The sequence below is a fragment of the Cytobacillus mangrovibacter genome (genome assembly GCF_042865275.1).
GTDB lineage: Bacteria > Bacillota > Bacilli > Bacillales > Cytobacillaceae > Cytobacillus > Cytobacillus mangrovibacter.
In genome coordinates, this window is the sequence record NZ_JBIACJ010000004.1 from 1 (window position 1) to 13,608 (window position 13,608).

The following is a 13,608-nucleotide window of genomic DNA, read 5'->3' on the forward strand; positions in this document are numbered from 1 at the left end:
TGCGGAAGGGATAAGTGCTGAAAGCATCTAAGCATGAAGCCCCCCTCGAGATGAGATTTCCCATAGCGTCAAGCTAGTAAGACCCCTGAAAGATGATCAGGTTGATAGGTTTGAGGTGGAAGCGTGGCGACACGTGGAGCTGACAAATACTAATCGGTCGAGGACTTAACCAAAAACGAAAGGCGAAGGCGACTGTTTAGCTTTGAGAGACGTTGGAAAGCCGGCACTGCAAATCCCGCTTTTGGATTTGTAGGGATGGATTGAAACGGCCGAAAAGCTAGGAGCCGTAGCTAGACAAAATGATGTTTGTCTGTCTGTTATCTAGTTTTGAAGGAATAATTCTTCAACTAAAAATAGTCTGGTGACGATAGCGAGAAGGTCACACCCGTTCCCATCCCGAACACGGTAGTTAAGCTTCTCAGCGCCGATGGTAGTTAGGGGCTGTCCCCTTGTGAGAGTAGGACGCCGCCAGGCTAAGCCCTAATTGGGCTATTTTTTTCGTCTTATATTATTTTATTGGCCCCTTGGTCAAGCGGTTAAGACACCGCCCTTTCACGGCGGTAACACGGGTTCGAATCCCGTAGGGGTCACCATTTGATATACTTAATATGTATATTGTGTAATTTGGAGGATTAGCTCAGCTGGGAGAGCATCTGCCTTACAAGCAGAGGGTCGGCGGTTCGATCCCGTCATCCTCCACCATAATTTATTATGCCGGCCTAGCTCAATTGGTAGAGGATCGCTAACATCTATGACTAAGCTTCAGCGGCGATCTGCGAGGAAATTCGCGAGAATTTTTGAGCACAGGTTTTAAGCTTATCAAACTTTAGGAAACTACATTTAATAACGCGCCATTAGCTCAGTCGGTAGAGCAGATTGCAGTACGGAGCATTGCTTCCCTGAATAGCAATCTGTGACAAAGAACGCAGGGCTTTGGAACATCTGTATCACTGCTATCAAGATTTAGAGAACAAAATTTTGTTTCGAGCCATTAGCTCAGTTGGTAGAGCATCTGACTTTTAATCAGAGGGTCGAAGGTTCGAGTCCTTCATGGCTCACCATTTTAATATTGCGGGTGTGGCGGAATTGGCAGACGCACTAGACTTAGGATCTAGCGCCGCAAGGCGTGGGGGTTCGACTCCCTTCACCCGCACCAGATTGACCGTCTCGAAGAGACTCAATCTGCGATAAATGCCGAAGGAATTTAGAGCATTTGTTAGACTACAATCTATATTTAATAAGAAAATTAATATAATTTTACGCGGAAGTAGTTCAGTGGTAGAACACCACCTTGCCAAGGTGGGGGTCGCGGGTTCGAATCCCGTCTTCCGCTCCAGTACTTGCCAGTGTGGCACCACTTTCAAATATGCGCCCGTAGCTCAATTGGATAGAGCGTCTGACTACGGATCAGAAGGTTATGGGTTCGACTCCTTTCGGGCGCGCCATATACGGGAAGTAGCTCAGCTTGGTAGAGCACTTGGTTTGGGACCAAGGGGTCGCAGGTTCGAATCCTGTCTTCCCGACCAGCCGAAGTTTTGAAAATTAATATAAATACGGGGCCTTAGCTCAGCTGGGAGAGCGCCTGCCTTGCACGCAGGAGGTCAGCGGTTCGATCCCGCTAGGCTCCACCAATACATCTGGAGGAATACCCAAGTCCGGCTGAAGGGATCGGTCTTGAAAACCGACAGGCGGGTCAAACCGCGCAGGGGTTCGAATCCCCTTTCCTCCTCCATATTGTTTTATAAAATATTATTGTCGCGGGGTGGAGCAGCCCGGTAGCTCGTCGGGCTCATAACCCGAAGGTCGCAGGTTCAAATCCTGTCCCCGCAATCTGGTCCGGTAGTTCAGTTGGTTAGAATGCCTGCCTGTCACGCAGGAGGTCGCGGGTTCGAGTCCCGTCCGGACCGTTATTTTTATCCCAGCAGGTTTACTACTGTTGATATATATAGTTTTTGTGTGGCTCAGTAGCTCAGTCGGTAGAGCAGATAGCAGTCCGAAGCGTTACATCCTTGAATAGCTATCTGTGACAAAGAACGAAGAGCTTTGGAACAAAGGTTACACTGTAATCATAAGTTAGGAAACAATACTTTATACGGCTCAGTAGCTCAGTCGGTAGAGCAAAGGACTGAAAATCCTTGTGTCGGCGGTTCGATTCCGTCCTGAGCCATCTTTTTTTATACTTTTTTCTGAATATGGAGGGGTAGCGAAGTGGCTAAACGCGGCGGACTGTAAATCCGCTCCTTCGGGTTCGGCAGTTCGAATCTGCCCCCCTCCACCATTTATGGCGGTTGTGGCGAAGTGGTTAACGCATCGGATTGTGGTTCCGACATTCGTGGGTTCGATTCCCATCAGCCGCCCCATTTATATACTTTGAATATGATAATACTTCAATGGGCTATAGCCAAGCGGTAAGGCATCGCACTTTGACTGCGACATGCGTAGGTTCAAATCCTGCTAGCCCAGCCATTTTTTTGAGGCGGCATAGCCAAGTGGTAAGGCAGAGGTCTGCAAAACCTTTATCACCGGTTCAAATCCGGTTGCTGCCTCCAATTTTAAATCGCGGGTGTAGTTTAGTGGTAAAACCACAGCCTTCCAAGCTGTTGTCGAGGGTTCGATTCCCTTCACCCGCTCCAAAATGAAATGTGTAGGCGACTGTTCAGCTTTGAGAGACGGTGGAAAGAGCTGGTCATACAAATCCTGGTTTTGGATTTGTGGGAACAGATCGAAGCGGCCGAAAAGCTAGGAGCCGAAACTAGACAAATAAAAGGGGCCTATAGCTCAGCTGGTTAGAGCGCACGCCTGATAAGCGTGAGGTCGATGGTTCGAGTCCATTTAGGCCCATCCAATATATAATTAATACTCATTTGTTCCGCAGTAGCTCAGTGGTAGAGCAATCGGCTGTTAACCGATCGGTCGTAGGTTCGGGTAACCGGCGCGAGGGTTCAAATCCCTCCTTCTCCGCCATATACATATATATAATATAATGCGCCTTTAGCTCAGCTGGATAGAGCATACGCCTTCTAAGCGTACGGTCAGAGGTTCGAATCCTCTAAGGCGCGTAAAAGAAATAATCTACTTTAAATGAGAAAGGATAGTTAACCATCGTACGTTTAGATGGTTGGCTATCCTTTTTTTGTCCGTCCAAAGAATGTTCCTGCAAGGATCTTGAGGAATTAATGTAGTGTCAATTCAGCGAAGGGCTATATAGTTGATCAGAACCTGAAGTTAAACAAAGGACCTTTGTCCAATATAGCTCTAACCAATAAAAAGTGATATCACACACTAAGCAAATTTAGATGTGATAAAGAGTAATTTACAATTTATGTATGATTATAATAATAACGAAGCACCCATTAATGGAACGAGGCTTATGGTATAATTTTACATAACAGTACTTTTAAGGGGATGTTTAGGATGAGAAAGTTAATAGTTTCAGGAATTTTAACATTAATAGTTTTATCGGGTTGTTCATCAGATGCAAGTATAACAACGGATGACAAAGTAACAGGTCTTGTAAACGATTATTTAGGAGCACTAGAAACAAAGGATATATCAGCAATGGTAAAATATACTGATGATTTAAGGTTTCCTGATAAAGTTGAGCAAAAAAAACAGTATTCAAATATTGAAGAAGAAATTACTGATACAAAAATTATAGAGATTAAAAAAGTTAATGAAACTGAATTCGAAGTCACTGTTGAAATGGTTTTTGATGGAAACTTAAATGAACTTACATTCCCAATCCAAAAGCAAGAAAAGGATTGGAGAATTATTGTTGGGCAAGATTTTTAGTTAGAAAAGTAGATTGTACTTGTTCGATTAATGGAGGCGCTGCTCTAAATAGAAGATCGCAACCTTTGATATTGAAGTCAATGGTAGGATAGCTGAATATTGAAACCTCTTTCATTCAGATTGAACAAATTTACAACGGTCTTATCCCAAATCTCGAAAGGAAAGTGATTATTGTGAAGGTAGTGTTTATTCATTTGGGTTATTTCATCGCCCTTATTATCTTCTCTTTTGCATCGTTTTTCGTGATATTTGGTGCGGGGTTTGTTGGGGAAATTAACACATTAATTTTATTTATCCCTTTTGTTTTCAGTGTGTTGTGGATCAGTGGTTACACATGGTTTATTCTTAATGCAAATCCAGATAAGATACAATTCTTTCGTCAGACTAAAAGTTGGGAATTTATCAGTTTATACCTTTCGGGTATTTTTACAGTGTATAGTTTATTTCTAACAACCTTGCTTCCCACACCGATAGAACCTGCTCCGTCATGGATGTTTCTTGGAACATCCATAATACTGCTTCTTATTTGGTACTGGCTACTTTATAGATACAAAACGAACAAAGGTAATTATACTCAGAAGATTTTAAGTTCGATTCTATTTATCATTTCTTTGGTATATTCCTGTCAAATTTACTTCTTTTATATAAACCATACTTAAAGGTAAGGTCACAGTGACACCCCGGAAAATCTTGTTTTACAAAATGTTAAAATTATAGTCATTAGATTATATTTGATGGAGGCATTCATGAAGAAAATAGTTTATATCATTTTAATTATTGCTATTATCATTTTATTTGCTGAATTATTTTGGAACAGAGCGAATCAAGATACTAGTTTAAGTAAGGATATACATTCTTTGATCGAGCAGGGAGAAACGCAAATTGATTTAAAAACATTGACGGATTTCAAATGGGTTTCAGTCGAAGCATTTGGTCCTTATACATCAAATGAAATGATTGAAGATTCAATGGACATTCAATTTAAAGGTGATAATGGAGGCATTGATGTAATTGAGGATCGATTTTTATTAGTATTTGCTAATGAAAAAAATGCAGTAAAAACGGTAGTGCTTTCTAGAAAATATGGCGATTTTAGAATAAAGGAGGATAAATTATTAATTGTTGAATAGGAAGATAGGTAATGTCACAGTGACGCCCCGAAATAACTTGTTTCACAGAGAAGTTACACAAGTGAATCCATCAATTAGGCAGATCAAAAGTATAGTTAGCATACCGAACTCGATTTCGGTTTGAAATTTTAATGAAAACAAGTTCATTGACATTGAACCCCTAGGGTCTTTTCTCAGTAATGATAAACTTTTTAAATGAAAATAATATAGAAAATAAAGGGAGGGGAATGAATGTTCGATTTCGGTGGTAGATGTGCTATTATGAAGGTAGCAACTACATAAAGTGGATGGGCGGTTGGTACTCCCTATATGAAAGGGGATGCTTAATATGGTGACATACGAAGCAATGAATATGCTAATACAATTTGGCATTTTTCTAGCTACAGCTTTAACAGCATTAGTAGCAATGATCGCACTCGTCACCAATAGCAAAAAGAAGTGGCTCCCTCCGCTCTCGACCAAAGAATGTAGGGAAGTCAACTTCTTTTAGCTAAACCTCAATATTTACTGGTCAGCCGCTCTTCATGCGGCATGTAGTTGCATTGACTGAGCATTACCGTGCTCGGTCATTTTTTATCATATATATTATCTATATTCATTATACATGATATGTACTTTCGTTAGCCAGTATTTTAAGGTGGGAAGAAATATGATGGAAGCAGTCAATTATTTAACTGCCTTGTTAAGAGAAGAACTTAAACAATCGACTGGAATTATAAGTAAAGATAAGGAAAATGGCTCTTATTATACGATAAGAAAAATAGTATCTGCTATTCGGACTTTATCAGATGACCCCTTAAATACAACTGTAAACATGGAAATCCAAATAGATACTTGGCAAGTAATCATTCACAATGATTATAAAAATAATGAAAACATTATTCTGTTTAAAAAGAGGGGTTAGAAAACACATGGGAAACCTTGGAGGGGACAAGTGGATGTGTAAATGAAGTTAATAGAGTTTAATTCAGTAAAGTAGGGGGATGAAGGCAAAATGTAAAATGAGTCCAGTACAATACTGAACTCATTTTACTTCTTTATGGTTCATTTAATTAATGTTGCGTAGGATAACCAAAAGTTCCAATACCTGGTTGTACGATTTCTGCTTTGTTCATGTCAATGCTGTGTTGTGTAGGGTAACCAGCATGTGCATCGATATGAGTACTAAAGAATCCCATACTTAAAATTCCTAAACCTAAAGCACCTTTTACAATAATCTTCTTCATACTTAGAACCTCTTTTCTATTATTTAATTTGTTGTTTAATAATTCCATATTATCATTCTATTAGAACTTTATCTATTTCTTTTTCTATAATTTCTAAAAGTTTGGTCTTTTGCTCTATTTTTAATAAGTGAAGGCATTCTTCGAAATATTCTTTTCCTTTTTCAATCTGCCCTAATTTTACATAGTTTTCGCCCATTTGATAGTGAAACTCATTAAAACAATACAAAGATTCTTCATTAATACAAAGGTCTATTCCTTTTTGGCAATAGATCAATGATTCTTCAAATCTCCCTAATTCAGTAAATACCTGAGACAGTCCAAATAATACTTTTATTTTCACTTTAGAATCAAGGATGTGAGGGAGTTTATCCAAACTGATAAGTGCTTCTAAATAAGTGGAGAGAGCACTTTTATAGTCTTGAATCTCATAATATAAAGTTCCTAGACTACATAATATCTCGGTTTCCCTCTCAGCCAAACTAACTCTGTACGGGTTAGTGATTGAAATAGCCTCGTTTAGTTTACTTATTGCCTGTTCTAGGTCTTTATGTATATAAAAGATACATATCCCTTCATGCCATTTAAGATATTGTGTTAATACCGGTGTTCCAAACAAGGGGTTTTCCATTTCTTGCTTAATAATGTTGTAAACTGCGTGATAATCACGTTCTCTTTTGTACTTTTCAATTAGTAGCATAACAGCAGTGGAATAATTTATTGTCGTCTCTGAGACTACATTGAAGAAGTATGAAACATCCATATTGAGTCGTGCTGCTAATTTATAAACGGTATCAAGGCGTGGATATACTTTATCCTTTTCAAATGAAATTAACTCATCTTTAGTACAGATCCCATCTGCTAACTCAGCAATAGAAAAGTTTTTAAATTCACGAAACGATTTAAGAATATCACCAATTAGGTAGTCCACCTTCTCACATCTCCTAAAATAGAGTAATAAATAAGCTCGATTATATCATATAGGTATGGGAGCCTGTCACTCCCCTAAAAGACACACTTAGCAACATGGGGACGGTTCTTGTGTTTCTATATGAAACACAAGAACCGTCCCTCTACTAAAAAAAAAGGGACTATTTTATAATAGAAATGATAGCGGGCTAAAAGACATGAGCGAATATAAGACTAAGGCAAATGGTTATTATTATTCTTTCGTTTCTTAACTAGAGAAAGCTGTTCATCCCAAATAATGAAAATAGAATCCCGTGTCATCTCTTCTAGCTGCTCGGCTCTTTTAATTTTATTATTGAAGGAAGATAGTTTCGCAGGGAAGTTAAAGGTTTTGCCGTTACTAAACATGATGTGTGTTTTTCGGTTGAGGCTTGATGTTCTTTTTGTGTGAACGGGGTTAAACCAGCTGCATTCCTCATGTAGAGCTGATCTCGTTGGGAATAAGACAATTCGCTGTATAGGATTGACGAGAACGGGGCAATGATAGACATTGCCTAACAGCTGCTTGGAGGTCTCCATAGCGCCGTTTAGATTATAGCCTATCTTGCGAATACTATCGTCAAGAATTTCTAAAGGGGATTTATCGACAATAAAGGTTTTCCTTGTTTCTTCTACGAGTGTGCACATTTTTCCATTGCGGTCATAAAAACCACTCATGCGCATTAGCTGTTTCCTGATAATATATCGGGATATTATAAACAAGTAATCAACTCCTTCAGCAGGTATATGCCTATAATCTACTTTAGTACATTATCTTCCATTTCTCTTATGAGGACTGTTGAGTCTAATGCTAATCCTTCTGCGAGAGAACTAGTGGTGCCGAGAAGCGGCTTGCCAATTGTTTTCTAGAAAACTAACCTTTTTTGTCGAGAGTAATAATCGGCAAGATCCTCCTGTGATAAAAATTTTGTTTTTCTTAGTGGATTTAAAGCAGGTTCTATGTAACTTGATTTGCAATCTTCCGAAAATAGCCACCTTTTTAAGACTATTGAACCATATTATGACAAAATTTTAAAGGATATGTAGTTCCTATTTGTTTCCCTGGGAGGAAATTGGTAGTGGTTATTATATGAAGAAATTTAAAATGGAACGATTTAAACAGGTCAACCTATTGATATACAAAGGTTTATTAGAAATAAAATTATGTATAAAGCAAATGTTACATACTTATGACAAATGGCGATTTACATAGGAAGCAAGGGAATACATGCCTTGCCTCCTATGTAAGAATGATTAATGGGTACTTAGCGCCTTACGCAGTTTTCCCTTCGCACCAGAACGCCAGCTTTTCACAGCGGAAGGCGAGACCTGCTCGCTAGCGGCAATTTCTGTGACGGTTAGCTCCTTCAAGAATGTATAAAGGACCCATTTTGTTTGGTTTTCCGTCAGTTCACCAGCCTGACAATAGGACAGCAAGATCTCTTCATCCATCGAGCAGACGCTGAATTCGTCTTCGATTTGATCCCAGAAATCATCCTCTACAGGCGTCATTCTCTCGACATGTTTACTTATTTTCGACAATTCCGTCAGCAGTCGTCCTTTAATATAAGAATAAGCGTAACTCGTGAAGTTCCCCTTTTCTTCATCGAATTGTCCATACGCCTCCCATAACGCAATCAAGCCAGCCTGGAAAAATTCATCCTTATTTTTGTAAATACTCAAAGTCGACATAATCTTATAAATCATCGGCGTATATTGACTAGAAATCTGTTCAAAGCTTTCCATGAGAAATCCCTTCGCAAAAGCGCGCATTGCCATGTATTCCCGGGTTAGCTACACCATACTCAAATACAATAGAACCAGCGAACAGCCCTAAACCAAATTTAAAGCCAATAACAAACCTGAACTCCCAAAAACTAGCATCAAAAGCGCCCTTTGAAGGAAACATGGGGACGCTTCTTGTGTTTCCACCCTATTGGTAAATCCTGTGTTTTCTTTGAATAGTATGGGAGTGGGGTGAAGATGACTTGTAAAGAGAAGGGGAAAAGTGAATGGGGATTTATAAGGTAAGGTCACAGTGATGACTCAGGAATATAGAAAATTTTTACACTTGAAAAGTACCGAACCAAAGTCCAAAATGCTAAGGAAACATGGGGACGTTTCTCATGTTTCCTTTAATCAAAAGTTGTAATGGAGCACACAATATTTAATAAAAGTGATTGTAATTGCTTTGATGAAACACAGGAACCGTCTCCATATTTCCGGACTGCTGTTCCGCTATTTCATAAAAAAATACTTATTTTGTGAAAGTTCCGGACTCAAGTTCCGCTATAGGTGTTTGAGAGAGTAAAATTCGTGTGATTATGATCAATTAACGGAACTAGTGTCCGCTAGTATCGGGAAGATCGTGGATATTATATAAATAGCGGAATGGGTGACCGTTAAATTTCTAAGCGGACTCAGGTTCCGTTATATATGGGGCACCCGTCGCTTTAGAAACAAGGGGACGTTTCTTGTGTTTCTCTTTGTATAGTGTCCAAGTAGTTTTGAGGATGGTTATTTAGAAGAAACGGGAAAGTGAACAGGAATTTACTGGATTTGAGGGGAATCTAGGATTAATTAGGGGGAGGGAATAGGCTCATTCTCCTAGCTCTATAAAAAATAAAATGCCTCCGTGGTGCTAGACTATTTTCGGTTAGTTAACCAAAATATCAGCACACGGAGACATTTAATCAAACGATTGATTAAATATTTTCTAAAGACGGATTGTTTCAATTCTTAATTACTTCAATGGTTTCGAAAACATCTTCATGTTTCTAAACATTAGATTTTCCATACATTTTAATGAAATAGTATCTTTAGCTATTTCAAAATCCTCTTGTGTTTCTAAATGAAACAGAAGAAACGTCCCCATGTTTGGAAAATGATAGACTTTTAGGTAATGTGATCGATGCAAAGCTGGCAAGGATGGCAAGGACTCCTGCAGCACCGAAGGAAATGAAGTGAGTTCCGAACACTTCGAATCCCCATCCTCCCATAAATGAACCGATGGCTGCACCGATTTGATGCCCAACAAAATAAGCGAATCCGTTTAACATTCCAAGTAAGCGAACTCCATATAAGTCACTTAAAATTGCTGTGGACATCGCAACGGAACCAGCCCATACCAATCCTCCAATAAAAGAAATGAGGAAGAGCTGATAGGCATTCGCTGATAAAACTAAGGCGAAAAATCCAAGTCCACGAACAAAATAGATGATAAATAAAAGATTCTTCCGTGGAAAACGGTCCGCAAGCTGAGCTAAAAACAATGTGCCAATGATAGCGACAACCCCGATCATCCCCACCCCAAACGAAGCAGTCATAGGTGGAAAATGATGATCCATTAACATCGGCATCCCGTGGGAACCTAATAGATTCATTCCAAATCCACAAGCAAATAATCCAAAAACAATCTGCCAATATGCCTTTGTCATTAATGCATTTTTAAATGTGATGGCTGGTTCTTCCCGGCTTATTTCCCCACTCGCATGACCCATGCCATCAGCCTCATCCGGAACATCTTCCCTCATAATAAAAATAGCTGATGGAAGGACAAGCAGAATAAATATTCCACCAAATAGTAAGAGGGTATTCTGCCAGCCGATAAGGTCAATTAGCCATGTTTCAACTGGTGTCATAACGGCGATACCGGCCATTCCTCCGGTCGTTAAATAAAAAAGTGCCTTCCCTCTTTGACGAACAAACCATTTACTAATAATCGGCGATAACGAAATACTGCTTAGAAAAGAAAGTCCGATCGACAGAAAAACTCCATATGAAAGCAGGAATGAAAGCATCCCTTTGGAGTTAACAGTCCATACAATCGAAATACATACAATGGCTAACCCCACCAATAACACAAAACGGGTATTATAGAATTTTAATAGAATCCCAGCTAGCAGCATGCCAAGCCCATAAACGATCATACCAGCTGAAACAATAAGCGAAAACTCCGTTCGCGATAATCCCAAATCATCCATAATCGGATTTACAAAAGGACCGATGCCCATCCTCATTCCGGTTGTCAGCAACACAATGACAGAAGCAGCGACCACAATATACCAGCCAAAGTAAAGGCGATTATTTTTATTCATGTTGTACTCCATTCCAAGAAACAAGGGGACGGTTCTCGTGTTTCCTTTAATCAAAAGTTGTAATGGAACGCACAATATTTAATGAAAGTGATTGTTGTTGCTTGGATGAAACACAGGAACCGTCCCCGTGTACATCTTTATCTCTTTTTTCTGCTTAAAAATACATCTTGTGCTGCCTTGATACCTGCACCAGACTCAAACGAGTAGTTAAAGTCCTGTAACCCAGCCTCCATTAAAGAGACAGCTTCAAGAATATCGCTTGGGAAGCAATAGCCCATGTGACCAAATCTAAAGACTTTTCCTTGTAAATGACCTAGCCCACCAGCAAAATCCAGATGGTATTCATTTTTCAAGTGTCCTAGATAATCACCAAGATCCAATCCTTCCGGGGTAAGAATGGTCGTAATAGTTGGTGAAGCGTATTCATCACTAGTAAGAAGTCCGATGCCTAAAGATCTCATCGCTGCTCTGACCATATCCTTCATGAGAGCATGTCGAGCAATCGTTTGCTCATAGCCTTCTTCCTCAATTAAATCAAGGACAGCTGCTAGACCATATATTAGCGTAATCGCTGGTGTATTTGGCGTCATGCCTTTTTCTGCCCAATTGCGGTAGCTTGATAGATTTAGGTAGTATGAAGGAGTCTTATTATTCTCAATCGCTTTCCATGCTCTTTCGCTGACACTAACAAAGGAAAGACCAGGGGGGAGCATCATTGCTTTTTGTGAGCCGGTTACTAGAATATCAATCCCCCACTCATCCATTTCTGCTGGCGCACCGCCAACACAACTAACTCCGTCTACAATAAATAGTGCATCTGTCTGCGTACGAACAACCTTAGCTAATTTTTCGATCGGATTGATAATGCCAGTAGATGTTTCGTTGTATGTAGCAAAGACAGCCTTAATGCTATTCAAAGGCTTGAGGAACTCTACTAGCGCTTCTTCCGTACAGGCCTCTCCCCATTCAATCGCAAGCTTGTGGACGTTGAAGCCATATTTTTCACAAATTCCAACGAAGTAATCACCAAATGCTCCAACAGTAATAACCACTACATCTTCTCCTGATGAAACTGTATTGATTGCTGCAGCCTCTAACGCCGCGGTTCCGCCAGATGGTAAAAGTAAAATATCTTGCTTAGTTCCAAACAGTGGTTTCAAACGTTTGGTCGTTTCGCGATATAGTTCAACAAACTCCCCACTACGATGGCTATAAATATCATGTGCCATTGCTAATTGTACTTTCTGAGGTATTGGTGTAGGTCCAGGGTGTCGTAAAATATTTGTATACATTCCTTTGCCTCCCTTTCCTGTTAAATTATCTATATCTAACTATAAAATGATTAATTTGTCTAATTATTCTTTTTATTTTAAACTATGAAACATGGGGACGTTTCTTGTGTTTCCCTTGAATAATAGTATCGAAATTAAATTGGAGATCATTTTTTAAGAGAAAGAAAAAAGTGAACAGGAATGTATGCCTGTTCACTTTTTTTAACCGGGGACAGTTCTCATGTTTCCCTTAATCGATATTGTTATGTGTCACACAATACCCTTTATAAATGAAGAATATCAGTTATATGAGTATGAATAAAAGTTCGAGTAAATTTCAATTTATTTATTATCAGGATTAAGCTTTTCGTTTACCTTCTGTCTAACCAAATCCTTTTCCACCGATGACAACATTTCGTAAACTAAATTCTTTGCTTGCACTGGTTTGTTGTTCGCAATTGCCTCAATGATATTTTTATGTGTGATATAAGGGGTTCGAACCCCACTTTTATTCAATTTATAAATATCACTTTCAAACTTTTTATAGAATTCCATGAGTAATTTATACATTGAATACAAAATATCATTATCTGCTATCTTTGCAATTTCAAGATGAAACATTCTATCATATTCCCAATAATCATCAGCTATAACTCCATTTTCTTTAAAGTACTCATTAATATCATTTAACCTGTTAATATCCTCAGGTGTTGCTCTTTCAGCTGCTAAGGTGACTAGTTCAGACTCTAATATTCTCCTAGCTTCGTAAAACTGCTTTAATTCCCAATTCATTAAAATAAATGAGGAAAGCTTTGAATCTATTATGGAATTAGGTTCAGTAGCAACAAAAATGCCGTTCTCTTTCCTTTCGACTATGCCTAGCCCAATAAGATGGGAATAGGCCTCTCTAACAGTTGTTCTTGCTACCCCTAACTGTTTTCCCATTTCCACCTCACCAAGTAATTTATCTCCTGGTTTTAAACTTCCGTTAAGAATTCGTTGATATAATACATCAACAGTTCTGTCTACTAAAGTAAGTCTAGATAATTTCGGAAGATTGTTCATTTTTCCACCCGCCACATATTGTTTTCAGAAAATTATAATTTATATTCCTTAATCTATTATTTCATGATTTTATATTTTATAC

The 13,608-nt window shown here is 39.0% G+C and carries 11 protein-coding genes, 19 tRNA genes and 2 rRNA genes; 25 read left to right on the forward strand and 7 right to left on the reverse strand.

What is annotated here, in order from left to right; translation table 11 throughout:
• The 25 genes from ACFYKT_RS08550 to ACFYKT_RS08670 all read left to right on the forward strand — a co-directional run.
• A 23S ribosomal RNA gene (locus tag ACFYKT_RS08550) occupies nucleotides 1-173 on the forward strand; the annotation flags it as partial.
• Between the two features lie 184 nt (nucleotides 174-357).
• Nucleotides 358-474, forward strand: a 5S ribosomal RNA gene (gene rrf, locus ACFYKT_RS08555).
• Between the two features lie 44 nt (nucleotides 475-518).
• Nucleotides 519-593, forward strand: a tRNA-Glu gene (locus ACFYKT_RS08560).
• 33 nt (nucleotides 594-626) lie between these two features.
• Nucleotides 627-702 (forward strand) — tRNA-Val (locus ACFYKT_RS08565).
• Between the two features lie 283 nt (nucleotides 703-985).
• A tRNA-Lys gene (locus ACFYKT_RS08570) sits at nucleotides 986-1,061 on the forward strand.
• 10 nt (nucleotides 1,062-1,071) lie between these two features.
• Nucleotides 1,072-1,156, forward strand: a tRNA-Leu gene (locus ACFYKT_RS08575).
• Between the two features lie 105 nt (nucleotides 1,157-1,261).
• Nucleotides 1,262-1,336, forward strand: a tRNA-Gly gene (locus ACFYKT_RS08580).
• 32 nt (nucleotides 1,337-1,368) lie between these two features.
• A tRNA-Arg gene (locus tag ACFYKT_RS08585) sits at nucleotides 1,369-1,445 on the forward strand.
• 4 nt (nucleotides 1,446-1,449) lie between these two features.
• A tRNA-Pro gene (locus tag ACFYKT_RS08590) sits at nucleotides 1,450-1,526 on the forward strand.
• Between the two features lie 29 nt (nucleotides 1,527-1,555).
• Nucleotides 1,556-1,631 (forward strand) — tRNA-Ala (locus ACFYKT_RS08595).
• An 8-nt stretch (nucleotides 1,632-1,639) separates the two neighbouring features.
• A tRNA-Ser gene (locus ACFYKT_RS08600) sits at nucleotides 1,640-1,732 on the forward strand.
• Between the two features lie 24 nt (nucleotides 1,733-1,756).
• Nucleotides 1,757-1,830: transfer RNA gene (locus ACFYKT_RS08605), tRNA-Met, on the forward strand.
• Between the two features lie 3 nt (nucleotides 1,831-1,833).
• Nucleotides 1,834-1,907: transfer RNA gene (locus ACFYKT_RS08610), tRNA-Asp, on the forward strand.
• A 187-nt stretch (nucleotides 1,908-2,094) separates the two neighbouring features.
• A tRNA-Phe gene (locus ACFYKT_RS08615) sits at nucleotides 2,095-2,167 on the forward strand.
• A gap of 27 nt (nucleotides 2,168-2,194) precedes the next feature.
• Nucleotides 2,195-2,278 (forward strand) — tRNA-Tyr (locus tag ACFYKT_RS08620).
• Between the two features lie 6 nt (nucleotides 2,279-2,284).
• Nucleotides 2,285-2,360 (forward strand) — tRNA-His (locus ACFYKT_RS08625).
• 31 nt (nucleotides 2,361-2,391) lie between these two features.
• Nucleotides 2,392-2,466: transfer RNA gene (locus ACFYKT_RS08630), tRNA-Gln, on the forward strand.
• A 9-nt stretch (nucleotides 2,467-2,475) separates the two neighbouring features.
• Nucleotides 2,476-2,549, forward strand: a tRNA-Cys gene (locus tag ACFYKT_RS08635).
• Between the two features lie 10 nt (nucleotides 2,550-2,559).
• A tRNA-Gly gene (locus ACFYKT_RS08640) sits at nucleotides 2,560-2,633 on the forward strand.
• 134 nt (nucleotides 2,634-2,767) lie between these two features.
• Nucleotides 2,768-2,841, forward strand: a tRNA-Ile gene (locus ACFYKT_RS08645).
• A gap of 144 nt (nucleotides 2,842-2,985) precedes the next feature.
• Nucleotides 2,986-3,059, forward strand: a tRNA-Arg gene (locus ACFYKT_RS08650).
• Between the two features lie 355 nt (nucleotides 3,060-3,414).
• Complete coding sequence (locus ACFYKT_RS08655; protein ID WP_389218329.1) at nucleotides 3,415-3,792, forward strand: hypothetical protein; 378 nt, start codon at nucleotides 3,415-3,417, stop codon at nucleotides 3,790-3,792.
• A 746-nt stretch (nucleotides 3,793-4,538) separates the two neighbouring features.
• Nucleotides 4,539-4,922 (forward strand): hypothetical protein, encoded by a 384-nt coding sequence (locus tag ACFYKT_RS08660; RefSeq protein WP_389218332.1) that lies wholly within the window; start codon nucleotides 4,539-4,541, stop codon nucleotides 4,920-4,922.
• A 328-nt stretch (nucleotides 4,923-5,250) separates the two neighbouring features.
• On the forward strand, nucleotides 5,251-5,412 hold the full coding sequence (locus ACFYKT_RS08665; protein WP_389218335.1) for a putative holin-like toxin: 162 nt from the start codon (nucleotides 5,251-5,253) through the stop codon (nucleotides 5,410-5,412).
• A 159-nt stretch (nucleotides 5,413-5,571) separates the two neighbouring features.
• A complete protein-coding gene (locus ACFYKT_RS08670; protein WP_389218338.1) occupies nucleotides 5,572-5,826 on the forward strand; it encodes a hypothetical protein in 255 nt (84 codons plus the stop codon).
• 148 nt (nucleotides 5,827-5,974) lie between these two features.
• Here the strand turns inward: ACFYKT_RS08670 and ACFYKT_RS08675 are convergent, their stop codons facing one another.
• The 7 genes from ACFYKT_RS08675 to ACFYKT_RS08705 all read right to left on the reverse strand — a co-directional run bounded on the left by ACFYKT_RS08675 (nucleotide 5,975) and on the right by ACFYKT_RS08705 (nucleotide 13,526).
• Nucleotides 5,975-6,148, reverse strand: coding sequence for a hypothetical protein (locus ACFYKT_RS08675; RefSeq protein WP_389218341.1), 174 nt, complete (start codon nucleotides 6,146-6,148; stop codon nucleotides 5,975-5,977).
• Nucleotides 6,149-6,200: 52 nt separating this feature from the next.
• A complete protein-coding gene (locus tag ACFYKT_RS08680) occupies nucleotides 6,201-7,076 on the reverse strand; it encodes a hypothetical protein (protein ID WP_389218344.1) in 876 nt (291 codons plus the stop codon).
• A gap of 212 nt (nucleotides 7,077-7,288) precedes the next feature.
• Nucleotides 7,289-7,816, reverse strand: a complete 528-nt coding sequence (locus ACFYKT_RS08685; protein ID WP_389218347.1) for a competence protein ComK — start codon at nucleotides 7,814-7,816, stop codon at nucleotides 7,289-7,291.
• Nucleotides 7,817-8,347: 531 nt separating this feature from the next.
• Nucleotides 8,348-8,839 (reverse strand): sigma-70 family RNA polymerase sigma factor, encoded by a 492-nt coding sequence (locus ACFYKT_RS08690; protein WP_389218350.1) that lies wholly within the window; start codon nucleotides 8,837-8,839, stop codon nucleotides 8,348-8,350.
• Between the two features lie 1,082 nt (nucleotides 8,840-9,921).
• Nucleotides 9,922-11,190, reverse strand: a complete 1,269-nt coding sequence (locus tag ACFYKT_RS08695) for an MFS transporter (RefSeq protein ID WP_389218353.1) — start codon at nucleotides 11,188-11,190, stop codon at nucleotides 9,922-9,924.
• A 137-nt stretch (nucleotides 11,191-11,327) separates the two neighbouring features.
• Entirely contained in the window at nucleotides 11,328-12,482 is a 1,155-nt protein-coding gene (locus ACFYKT_RS08700) for a pyridoxal-phosphate-dependent aminotransferase family protein (protein WP_389218356.1), read from the reverse strand.
• A gap of 321 nt (nucleotides 12,483-12,803) precedes the next feature.
• Nucleotides 12,804-13,526, reverse strand: coding sequence for a FadR/GntR family transcriptional regulator (locus ACFYKT_RS08705; protein WP_389218359.1), 723 nt, complete (start codon nucleotides 13,524-13,526; stop codon nucleotides 12,804-12,806).
• Between the last annotated feature and the right edge of the window lie 82 nt (nucleotides 13,527-13,608).

What these genes read in the sequence shown, in the direction of transcription:
- ACFYKT_RS08655 (WP_389218329.1), top strand. Translation starts at nt 3,415, where the DNA reads ATGAGAAAGTTAATAGTTTCAGGAATTTTAACATTAATAGTTTTATCG.
- ACFYKT_RS08660 (WP_389218332.1), top strand. Translation starts at nt 4,539, where the DNA reads ATGAAGAAAATAGTTTATATCATTTTAATTATTGCTATTATCATTTTA.
- ACFYKT_RS08665 (WP_389218335.1), top strand. Translation starts at nt 5,251, where the DNA reads ATGGTGACATACGAAGCAATGAATATGCTAATACAATTTGGCATTTTT.
- ACFYKT_RS08670 (WP_389218338.1), top strand. Translation starts at nt 5,572, where the DNA reads ATGATGGAAGCAGTCAATTATTTAACTGCCTTGTTAAGAGAAGAACTT.
- ACFYKT_RS08675 (WP_389218341.1), bottom strand. Translation starts at nt 6,148, where the DNA reads ATGAAGAAGATTATTGTAAAAGGTGCTTTAGGTTTAGGAATTTTAAGT.
- ACFYKT_RS08690 (WP_389218350.1), bottom strand. Translation starts at nt 8,839, where the DNA reads ATGGAAAGCTTTGAACAGATTTCTAGTCAATATACGCCGATGATTTAT.
- ACFYKT_RS08695 (WP_389218353.1), bottom strand. Translation starts at nt 11,190, where the DNA reads ATGAATAAAAATAATCGCCTTTACTTTGGCTGGTATATTGTGGTCGCT.
- ACFYKT_RS08700 (WP_389218356.1), bottom strand. Translation starts at nt 12,482, where the DNA reads ATGTATACAAATATTTTACGACACCCTGGACCTACACCAATACCTCAG.
- ACFYKT_RS08705 (WP_389218359.1), bottom strand. Translation starts at nt 13,526, where the DNA reads ATGAACAATCTTCCGAAATTATCTAGACTTACTTTAGTAGACAGAACT.